This is a genomic window from Vibrio sp. 10N.247.311.13 (assembly GCF_041467595.1).
GTDB classification, from domain to species: Bacteria; Pseudomonadota; Gammaproteobacteria; order Enterobacterales; family Vibrionaceae; genus Vibrio; species Vibrio crassostreae_C.
This window is the reverse complement of record NZ_JBFSUX010000092.1, coordinates 1-9,948: the sequence shown is the minus strand read 5'-3', so window position 1 is coordinate 9,948 and position 9,948 is coordinate 1. Positions and strand designations below refer to the sequence as shown.

The following is a 9,948-nucleotide window of genomic DNA, read 5'->3' as shown; positions in this document are numbered from 1 at the left end:
CCCGACCCTCTGGTCCCAAACCAGATGCGCTACCAAGCTGCGCTATTCACCGAGACGTTTCGTTTGATTTCTCAAACTGGGAACTTCAAAGAAGCTACCAAAATTAATGGGGTGGCTAACGAGATTCGAACTCGCGACCACCGGAATCACAATCCAGGGCTCTACCAACTGAGCTATAGCCACCACTAATTTTTTATATAACCGCTTAAAAGCGATTATTGAAATAGTGGTCGGTGAAGAGGGATTCGAACCCCCGACCCTCTGGTCCCAAACCAGATGCGCTACCAAGCTGCGCTATTCACCGACTAGTTTTGTATCGACTCTTGGGAATAATGAATCAACACTGGAAGCCGAAGCTACCGATATTTTGTAAAGAAAGAATGGGGTGGCTAACGAGATTCGAACTCGCGACCACCGGAATCACAATCCAGGGCTCTACCAACTGAGCTATAGCCACCATTATTTCTTTTTGCCAATTTCTCACTTACCGAAGTAAGAGACCGGATGGCGCGCCTGAAAGGATTCGAACCTTCGGCCTTTGGCTCCGGAGGCCAACGCTCTATCCAGCTGAGCTACAGGCGCATGCCCTGTCGGCGGAGTGGAATAATACGTATATCACCCAATGCCGTCTAGTACTTTTTTAACTTTTTTTTCTGTTTGGTCTCTTTTTCGACAGTTAATATGTGATAAACCCCTTATTTGAGTACTACAACCCGCCACAGCTTATAAGTTGTTGTTTATTGCAACAACTTATCGGGATATAATCACCCATTATTTACATTGGTTTAACAGTTGCTCTTTGCTGGTTAAAGCCAAAACACCCTTCCAACACTATAAATTGGTAAGCATGTACTTACCTTGGGAATGTAAAGTGAGTTTAATGGATATGTCTCGTCGAATTTTAAGCGTTGTCATCGCAGTTTTAACCTTTTCAACTGGCGCAATGGCTGCAGGCCTAAGCGAAGCGGAGCACGATGCAATTGCTGAACGCATCAAACCAGTTGGCCAAGTTTACCTAGTCGGCAGCGAGCCAGTAGCCGCAGAACCAACAGGCCCTCGTGATGGCGCAGCAGTTTACGGTACCTTTTGTATCGCTTGTCACGCATCTGGCGTAAGTGGCGCACCTAAAACAGGTGATGCTGGTGACTGGGGTCCTCGCATTGCTCAAGGTCGCGACATTCTAGCTGACCACGCAATCAACGGCTTCAATGCGATGCCAGCGAAAGGTTCATGTATGGATTGTTCAGACGACGAAATCAAAGATGCTATCGAGCACATGATTGCCGGTCTGTAATTAAAAATGCCAGATTCAGAAAAGGTGACCTCATGGTCACCTTTTTTATTGGCTTCTATATAGTGCGATTAAAGTAGGGCATTACTTCTTGTTGAACATCGCTCGAATATTCGCAATGTGCGCCTGCCCTTTTTCCATTCTTTCTTCAGCGGATTGAGGCTTCTTAACGCTTTCCCACTCCACATCATCGTGCGGCAGCTCATCGAGGAAGCGGCTTTGTGTTGGCTTTATTAATTCACCATATTGACGACGTTCACGACACTTAGTAAAAGTCAGCTCTTTCTGCGCTCGAGTAATCCCCACATACATAAGACGACGTTCTTCTTCTACGTTGCCTTCATCGACACTGGTTTGGTGCGGCAAGATGCCCTCTTCTGCACCCATCAGGAATACATATGGGAACTCTAGACCTTTCGATGCATGCAATGTCATTAATTGGACTTGATCTGCATCGTCATCATCCTCACCACGCTCCATCATATCGCGCAGCGTTAAACGTTGAACCACCTCGCGCAGGGTTTTCTCTTCTTTATCGTAGTTGTCACCCTCAAGATCGGCCACAATCCAGCTATACAGATCAGAGACGTTCTTCATTCGCATTTCAGCGGCTTTCGGGCTCGCTGAGGTTTCGTACAACCAATCTTCGTAGTTGATGTCACGAACCAAAGAACGAACGGCTTCAACCGTATTACCACGCTCGGCATTGTCTGAGATACGAACAATCCAGTCACCGAAGCGGCGCAAATTTTCTAAACCACGCCCCGTCAGTGTCTGCTCTAAGCCCATCTCGAAGCTGGCCTCAAACAAGCTCTTACCACGCATATTGGCATAGCTACCTAGCTTTTCTAGCGTAACCGGGCCTATCTCACGGCGAGGCGTGTTTACAATACGCAGGAAGGCGTTGTCATCATCAGGGTTCACCAACACTCGTAGGTAAGCCATGATGTCTTTAATTTCGGCTCTAGCGAAGAAAGAGGTTCCGCCAGAGATCTTGTAGGGCACGCGGTTCTGCATCAGCGCTTTTTCAATCAAGCGTGATTGGTGGTTACCACGGTAAAGCACTGCGTAATCTTTGTATTCAGTACGGTTCAAAAACTTGTGGGCGATGATCTCGCCGGTAATACGCTCTGCTTCATGCTCTTCATTCTTAGCATTCAGTACCTTGAGCTTTTCACCGTCTGGGATCTCTGAGAATAGTGACTTTTCATAAACGTGTGGGTTGTTGGCGATCAAGATGTTCGCCGCACGTAATATTCGGCTGGTTGAGCGATAGTTTTGCTCGAGTTTGATCAAGCGAAGATTTGGATAGTCCTCACCCAGCAACACCAAGTTTTGCGGTTTTGCACCACGCCATGAATAGATAGATTGGTCATCGTCACCTACTACCGTCAAGCGACCACGCTCTCCCACCAGTAAACGAACCAACTCATATTGGCTGGTGTTGGTATCTTGGTATTCATCGACCAGTAAATAGCGGATACGCGACTGCCAGCGCTCACGCACCTCTTGATTGGTTTTCAGTAGTAATACAGGCATCGCGATCAGATCATCAAAATCGAGTGCGTTGTATGCCTTCATCTGTTTCTGGTACATCTCAAAACAGAATGCAAACAACTGCTCTTGTTCGCCTTGAGCACGTGCTTTCGCCTGATCTGGCGTCAGCATGTCATTTTTCCAATTCGAAATGGTGCTCATTAAAGCGCGTAGCAAATCCTTATCACCATCGATCTGTCTCTCTGTTAACTCTTTTAACAAAGCTAACTGGTCTTGGTCATCAAACAGAGAGAAACCCGCTTTCAAACCCAGCGCTTTGTATTCACGGCGAATGATGGTTAAGCCCATGGTATGAAAAGTCGAAACAATCAGCCCTTTCGATTCGCCCTTACCTAGAGTTTGCCCAACACGCTCTTTCATCTCGCGTGCCGCTTTATTAGTAAAGGTCACCGCCGCAATATTACGCGCCTTATAGCCACATTCCTGAACCAGATAAGCAATTTTATTGGTGATAACACGTGTTTTACCGGATCCAGCGCCCGCTAATACTAAGCAGGGGCCCGAAACATATTTCACGGCTTCATCTTGTCTTGGGTTCAGTTTCATTTGATTCTCAGTTTGGTCTAGAGGGGCGAATTCAATTGCGCGCCTATAATAATGCTGCAACAGCACGAATGCTACGTTCTCTTATACAAGATTTTTACGCTGATTATGTAAAACTTTGTTGCACATGTGTGTGGTTATTAGGCTATAATGAATGAACGTTCATTCATTGGTGGTTGAAATATGACAACTCATGCACCTCGGGATAAACGCCAGCAAATACTTTCTGCAGCTGAAAAGCTAATTGCAGAGGTCGGTTTCCAAGGCCTTTCAATGCAAAAATTAGCCAAAGAAGCGGGAGTGGCTGCAGGCACTATCTATCGCTACTTCGATGATAAAGAGCATTTGATAGAAGATGTTCGAATGCTCGTGACTCAAAGAGTAGCTGATGCTGTTCAACAAGGGGTTAATGATTCGGATCCAATTAAACAACGCTACCGTACTATGTGGTTGAACATATGGAACTTAGCAGGAACGAATTTAGCCGCAATAAAAAATCGGGTTCAGTATGACTCTCTACCCATCACAAATAGCCTAAACTTCAGGGAACTAGAACGTAAAATGTTTGCCCAAGTTGAGCTGCTATTTAATGAGGGGAAAGAACAAGGATTGTTTAAACCACTTAACAATGAAGTATTAGGTGGATTGAGCTTGGCGGCTAGTGTTTCTCTAGCACGCAAGCATTCTTTAGGATTTTACCAACTTGATGAGGCAGAACTAGAATCTGCAATCGAAGCCAGTTGGGACGCAATAATTAAACACTAGATCGGAGTTTTGACCATAATGAAAAAGTGGACTTTCTTCATGTTACTCATCGCTGTACTACTTTTCGGCAGCGTTATTGGGTTTAACATGTTCAAACAACAAAAAATTGCTGAGTATATGGCCAACCGCCCTGAACCAGAGTTTCCAGTAACGGTAACTGAAGTTCAGCCGATCGACTGGGTTCCAGTGATTGAAGCTATCGGCTTCATCGAACCTAACCAAGGTGTGACACTAGCGAACGAAACCAGCGGTGTTATCGATCAAATTTCTTTCGAATCAGGTACTGAGGTTAAAAATGACCAACAACTGATCCGCCTTGATTCTGATGTAGAGAAAGCCAATCTAAAAAGCTCTGAGGCACGCTTACCGGCTGCTGAAGCTAAATACAAGCGCTACCAAGGGCTATTCAAGAAAGGCTCTATCTCTAAGGAAGCCTTCGATGAAGCAGAAGCTAATTTCTTATCGTTAGCGGCTGATATTGAAAGCCTTAAAGCATCGATTGCCCGTCGCGAGATCCGCGCTCCGTTTGACGGCACTGTCGGTATTCGTAATGTGTATCTAGGCCAATACCTACAATCTGGCACTGACATCGTTCGCCTAGAAGACACCAGTGTTATGCGCCTACGCTTCACTATTTCTCAAAATGACATCTCTCGTATTGAGGTTGGTCAGGCGATCGACATCTTCGTTGATGCATACCCAGAAAAACCGTTTAAAGGTTCTATTAGTGCCATTGAGCCTGCGGTTAGCATCCAAAGTGGTCTTATCCAAGTACAAGCCGATATCCCAAACAACGATGGTAAGTTACGTAGCGGTATGTTTGCGCGCGCTAACATCATTCTACCTAAACTAGCAAACCAAGTGACACTGCCTCAGACGGCCATCACTTTCACACTTTACGGTGACAATGTTTATATTTTACGTGAAGAAGATGGTGTGCAGCGTGTGAAACAACAAGTGGTGAAAGTAGGTGAACGTACAGAAAGTATTGCTCACATACTGGAAGGCGTAGAGCCTGGCGATGTTGTCGTGACAACGGGTCAAGTTCGTTTAAGTAACAATGCTAAAGTTCGAGTTGTAGAAAGTGATGCAACGACGCCGCCAGCTGAAACACCAATGCTGTAATTGGAGGAATCATGCGCTTTACTGATGTTTTTATTAAACGTCCAGTTCTGGCTATTTCAATCAGCTTTTTGATCGCATTGCTTGGCTTCCAAGCAATCTTCAAAATGCAGGTTCGTGAATACCCAGACATGACAAATACGATCGTGACGGTCACGACGAGCTATTACGGTGCCAGTGCCGATCTGATCCAAGGCTTTATAACTCAGCCATTAGAACAAGCGATCGCTCAAGCCGATAATATTGATTATATGACGTCGCAGTCCGTACTCGGTAGCTCGACTATTACGGTTAATATGAAGCTCAATACCGACCCGAATGCCGCGCTGTCTGACATACTGGCCAAGACTAACTCGGTACGTTCTCAGCTTCCTAAAGAAGCCGAAGATCCAACCGTAACTATGTCTACCGGTTCAACAACGGCGGTACTCTACATTGGTTTTACGAGTGATGAACTCTCTGCAAGCCAAATTACCGACTACCTTGAGCGAGTGGTTAACCCACAACTGTTTACCGTTAATGGCGTATCAAAGGTCGACTTGTACGGCGGGATCAAATACGCATTACGTGTATGGCTTGATCCTTCCAAAATGGCAGCATTAAACCTGACAGCCACTGACGTGATGACGGTGCTTAATGCAAACAACTACCAATCAGCAACTGGCCAAGCAATTGGTGAGTTTATGCTGTACAACGGCAGTGCCAATACCCAAGTAACCAATACCGATGAATTAGAAAGGTTGGTGGTCAAAACCAGTCAAAATGGCGGTTCTATTGTTCGCTTAGGTGATATTGCTAAGGTTTCACTAGAAAAAAGCCACGATGTGGTTCGCGCAAGTGCTAATGGCAAACAAACGGTTGTAACCGCCATCAATGCAGCGCCAAGTGCTAACCCGATCAACATTGCTGCTGATGTTATGCAGCTGTATCCTGAGTTGGAGCGAAACCTACCAAGCAATATCAGCATGAATATCATGTATGACTCAACCATTGCGATTAATGAATCCATTCAAGAGGTTATACACACGATTGTTGAAGCCGCGCTGATTGTATTAGTGGTTATCACGCTATTCTTAGGCTCATTGCGTGCGGTTATCATTCCTATCGTAACCATCCCTTTATCGCTGGTTGGTGTTGCGATGGTGATGCAAGTCATGGGTTTCTCATGGAACTTAATGACGCTACTGGCGATGGTATTAGCAATCGGTCTAGTGGTTGATGATGCAATCGTAGTACTGGAAAACGTCGATCGACACGTCAAATTGGGGGAATCTCCTTTCAGGGCTGCCATCATTGGTACCCGTGAAATTGCAGTACCGGTTATTGCAATGACACTGACATTGGGCGCGGTTTATGCCCCTATCGCAATGATGGGTGGTATCACAGGCTCGCTGTTTAAAGAGTTCGCATTAACCCTCGCTGGCTCGGTATTTGTTTCTGGAATCATCGCTTTAACACTGTCTCCAATGATGTGTTCAAAGCTGCTAAAAGAAAATGCACAGCCGAGTAAGTTTGAACTGAAGGTACACAGCGTACTTGATCGTATGACAGGCCGTTACTCTAAGATGCTGCATGCGATCATGGATCATCGTCCGGTTATCATTGGCTTTGCGGTCATTGTATTTTTAAGCTTGCCGATGCTGTTTAAATTCATCCCAAGTGAACTTGCCCCTGCAGAAGATAAAGGGGTGGTGATGATGATTGGTACTGGTCAATCAACGGCTAACCTAGACTACCTAAGTAACACGATGGATGACGTGAGCGGTATCTTGGTGACCCAGCCTGAAATCCAATACGCTCAATCCTTCACTGGTGTACCAAACTCAAACCAAGCATTTGGTATTGCCTCAATGGTGCCATGGAGTGAGCGCACGGCTAGCCAATCTGAGGTAACGAACCGTATCAGTGGATTGCTACAAGATATCCCAGGCATGGCAGTAACCGCGTTCCAAATGCCAGAGTTGCCGGGTGCCGGTTCTGGTCTACCACTCCAGTTTGTGATTACCACACCAAGCAGCTTTGAGAGCTTATTCGCTATCGCAACCGATATTTTAACGGATGTGAAAGATAGCCCTCTCTTTGTCTACTCTGACCTTGATTTGAACTACGATTCAGCAACGATGAAGATTCAAATTGATAAAGATATGGCGGGCGCTTATGGGGTAACGATGCAAGATATCGGTGTCACCCTAAGCACCATGATGTCGGATGGTTACGTTAACCGTATTGACCTCAACGGTCGTTCTTATGAAGTGATCCCTCAGGTTGAGCGTAAGTTCCGCTTAAACCCAGAGTCAATGAATCATTACTACGTTCGAGCCAGCAATGGTGATGCTGTTCCTCTCGGTAGCTTGGTAACAATTGATGTGGTGGCAGAGCCTCGCTCTCTTCCTCACTTCAACCAGTTGAACTCAGCGACGGTCGGTGCGGTTCCTATGCCGGGCGCGGCGATGGGTGATGCGGTAAACTGGTTTGAAAACATTGCCCAAACCAAATTACCTGCAGGCTATAACCATGACTACATGGGTGAGTCGCGTCAGTTTGTAACAGAAGGCAGCGCACTGTATGTGACGTTCGGTTTAGCACTGGCGATCATCTTCTTGGTTCTGGCGATTCAATTTGAGTCGTTAAAAGATCCATTGGTTATCATGGTGTCGGTGCCACTCGCAATATGTGGTGCATTGATTGCGCTCGCTTGGGGCGCAGCGACGATGAACATCTACTCGCAAGTGGGGCTGATTACCTTGGTTGGTCTGATTACCAAGCACGGTATCTTGATCTGTGAGGTAGCAAAAGAAGAGCAGCTGCATAATAAATTATCACGCAAAGAGGCGGTTATGGAGGCGGCAAGGGTACGTCTACGTCCAATCCTAATGACAACAGCGGCGATGATTGCAGGCCTGATCCCATTGATGTACGCCACGGGTGCAGGTGCAGCTCAGCGCTTTAGTATCGGTATTGTTATCGTTGCTGGTCTGGCGATTGGTACGCTGTTTACGCTGTTTGTTCTACCGGTTATTTATAGCTACTTAGCCGAAAAACATAAACCAATTCCAGTTTTCCTCGAAGATAAAGATCTCGAGAAGCTGGCCCGTGTTGATGAAGCAAAAGCGGCGCACAGAGAATTAGCTAACAATAAGTAATTTCCCTGTCGTATTAACAATAAAAAGGCTACTTCGGTGGCCTTTTTTTGTACGCCATAGGCGACATCTTTGATGTGATTAAATAGAATAGTGATAAATATTAAGGAGTTTTAATTGATATGTTTGATCCAAAAAAACTAGAGCAAATTGCTAAGCAGATCCACGATTCTATGCCTCAACCAGTAAAAGAGCTTGGTTCAGACGTAGACCAAAAAGTTCGCCAAGTTATCCAAGGCCAACTCAACAAGCTAGACGTTGTGAGCCGTGAAGAGTTTGATGTTCAAACACAAGTACTGCTTCGCACTCGCCAGAAGCTCACTGAAATGGAACAAAAACTGGCTGAACTAGAAGCAAAGCTTTCAGACAAATAGTCATTTTTTTCAATCAGTTCAAGTTCGAATAAAGGCTTACCTTCGGGTAAGCCTTTATTTTTTCCTCAATCTATCAAGCCTTCACCGGTAAAATAGTTGCAAGCATAAAAAAGCCCCGAACAAATGTTCAGGGCTATTTTTATTCAGTGATGAACTGGAAGATTAACCGCCAACAGCGATACGCTTCATGTCGCTCATGTAGCTACGTAGCTCTTCACCAATGTATTCTACAGGGTGGTTACGGATAGCTTCGTTTACTTCAATTAGCTTAGCGTTATCAACTTGGTTAGATGTCTCACCTAGACCACGGCCGATGACGTCCGTTGCTACTGAAGGCATGAACTTCTCACGTAGTAGCGGTGTTGCTACGTTAGCGAATAGGTAGTTACCGTACTCAGCAGTATCAGAGATTACAACGTTCATTTCGTAAAGACGCTTACGAGCAACTGTGTTTGCGATTAGTGGAAGCTCATGTAGAGATTCGTAGTAAGCAGACTCATCAATGATGCCTGATGCCGTCATAGCTTCGAATGCTAGCTCAACACCGGCACGAACCATAGCAACCATTAGGATACCGTTGTCGAAGTACTCTTGCTCTGAGATTTCTACGTCAGAAGCTGGGTAGTTTTCGAATGCAGTTTCGCCTGTCTCTTCACGCCAGCCTAGTAGGTTCACGTCATCGTTCGCCCAGTCAGCCATCATTGTGCTAGAGAAGTGACCAGAGATGATGTCATCCATGTGCTTGTTGTAAAGCGGACGCATTAGGTCTTTAAGCTCTTCAGAAAGCTCAAACGCTTTAACTTTAGCCGGGTTAGATAGGCGATCCATCATGTGAGTTACGCCACCAAACTTAAGTGCTTCAGTAATCGTTTCCCAACCGTATTGTAGAAGCTTGCCTGCGTAGCCAGGTTCGATGCCATCAGCAATCATCTTCTCGTAAGATACGATAGAACCCGCTTGTAGCATGCCACAAAGGATAGTTTGCTCACCCATCAGGTCAGATTTAACTTCTGCTACGAAAGAAGACTCTAGGCAACCTGCACGGTGACCACCAGTACCTGCAGCCCAAGCTTTAGCGATATCCCAACCTTCGCCTTTAGGGTCGTTTTCTGGGTGAACAGCGATAAGTGTTGGTACACCGAAGCCACGTTTGTAC

Annotated in this window: 7 protein-coding genes and 4 tRNA genes; 5 read left to right on the top strand and 6 right to left on the bottom strand. The window is 45.7% G+C overall.

Going from position 1 to position 9,948, the window contains the following annotated elements; translation table 11 throughout:
• Positions 1-107: 107 nt before the first annotated feature.
• The 4 genes from AB6E52_RS22055 to AB6E52_RS22040 all read right to left on the bottom strand — a co-directional run bounded on the left by AB6E52_RS22055 (position 108) and on the right by AB6E52_RS22040 (position 582).
• Positions 108-183: transfer RNA gene (locus tag AB6E52_RS22055), tRNA-His, on the bottom strand.
• 44 nt (positions 184-227) lie between these two features.
• A tRNA-Pro gene (locus AB6E52_RS22050) sits at positions 228-304 on the bottom strand.
• Between the two features lie 77 nt (positions 305-381).
• Positions 382-457 (bottom strand) — tRNA-His (locus AB6E52_RS22045).
• A 48-nt stretch (positions 458-505) separates the two neighbouring features.
• Positions 506-582: transfer RNA gene (locus AB6E52_RS22040), tRNA-Arg, on the bottom strand.
• Positions 583-880: 298 nt separating this feature from the next.
• Here AB6E52_RS22040 and AB6E52_RS22035 point away from each other — a divergent pair.
• The gene (locus AB6E52_RS22035; protein WP_017063036.1) at positions 881-1,294 is read left to right on the top strand and encodes a cytochrome c5 family protein; all 414 of its coding nucleotides are present in this window, start codon (positions 881-883) and stop codon (positions 1,292-1,294) included.
• An 81-nt stretch (positions 1,295-1,375) separates the two neighbouring features.
• Here the strand turns inward: AB6E52_RS22035 and rep are convergent, their stop codons facing one another.
• A complete protein-coding gene (gene rep, locus AB6E52_RS22030; RefSeq protein WP_017061960.1) occupies positions 1,376-3,394 on the bottom strand; it encodes a DNA helicase Rep in 2,019 nt (672 codons plus the stop codon).
• Between the two features lie 180 nt (positions 3,395-3,574).
• On the opposite strand from rep, the gene AB6E52_RS22025 reads away from it, so the two are divergent.
• The 4 genes from AB6E52_RS22025 to ubiK all read left to right on the top strand — a co-directional run bounded on the left by AB6E52_RS22025 (position 3,575) and on the right by ubiK (position 8,792).
• On the top strand, positions 3,575-4,156 hold the full coding sequence (locus AB6E52_RS22025; protein ID WP_017061961.1) for a TetR/AcrR family transcriptional regulator: 582 nt from the start codon (positions 3,575-3,577) through the stop codon (positions 4,154-4,156).
• 18 nt (positions 4,157-4,174) lie between these two features.
• Complete coding sequence (locus AB6E52_RS22020; protein ID WP_017069625.1) at positions 4,175-5,281, top strand: efflux RND transporter periplasmic adaptor subunit; 1,107 nt, start codon at positions 4,175-4,177, stop codon at positions 5,279-5,281.
• A gap of 11 nt (positions 5,282-5,292) precedes the next feature.
• Positions 5,293-8,421: a multidrug efflux RND transporter permease subunit gene (locus tag AB6E52_RS22015; RefSeq protein WP_102320136.1), complete on the top strand. Its 3,129-nt coding sequence runs from the start codon at positions 5,293-5,295 to the stop codon at positions 8,419-8,421.
• A gap of 119 nt (positions 8,422-8,540) precedes the next feature.
• A complete protein-coding gene (gene ubiK / locus AB6E52_RS22010) occupies positions 8,541-8,792 on the top strand; it encodes a ubiquinone biosynthesis accessory factor UbiK (protein WP_017061964.1) in 252 nt (83 codons plus the stop codon).
• Positions 8,793-8,954: 162 nt separating this feature from the next.
• Here the strand turns inward: ubiK and AB6E52_RS22005 are convergent.
• Positions 8,955-9,948: ketol-acid reductoisomerase (locus AB6E52_RS22005; protein ID WP_372189978.1), on the bottom strand; the 994-nt coding region annotated here is incomplete at its 5' end.

What these genes read in the sequence shown, in the direction of transcription:
- AB6E52_RS22035 (WP_017063036.1), top strand. Translation starts at nt 881, where the DNA reads ATGGATATGTCTCGTCGAATTTTAAGCGTTGTCATCGCAGTTTTAACC.
- rep (WP_017061960.1), bottom strand. Translation starts at nt 3,394, where the DNA reads ATGAAACTGAACCCAAGACAAGATGAAGCCGTGAAATATGTTTCGGGC.
- AB6E52_RS22025 (WP_017061961.1), top strand. Translation starts at nt 3,575, where the DNA reads ATGACAACTCATGCACCTCGGGATAAACGCCAGCAAATACTTTCTGCA.
- AB6E52_RS22020 (WP_017069625.1), top strand. Translation starts at nt 4,175, where the DNA reads ATGAAAAAGTGGACTTTCTTCATGTTACTCATCGCTGTACTACTTTTC.
- AB6E52_RS22015 (WP_102320136.1), top strand. Translation starts at nt 5,293, where the DNA reads ATGCGCTTTACTGATGTTTTTATTAAACGTCCAGTTCTGGCTATTTCA.
- ubiK (WP_017061964.1), top strand. Translation starts at nt 8,541, where the DNA reads ATGTTTGATCCAAAAAAACTAGAGCAAATTGCTAAGCAGATCCACGAT.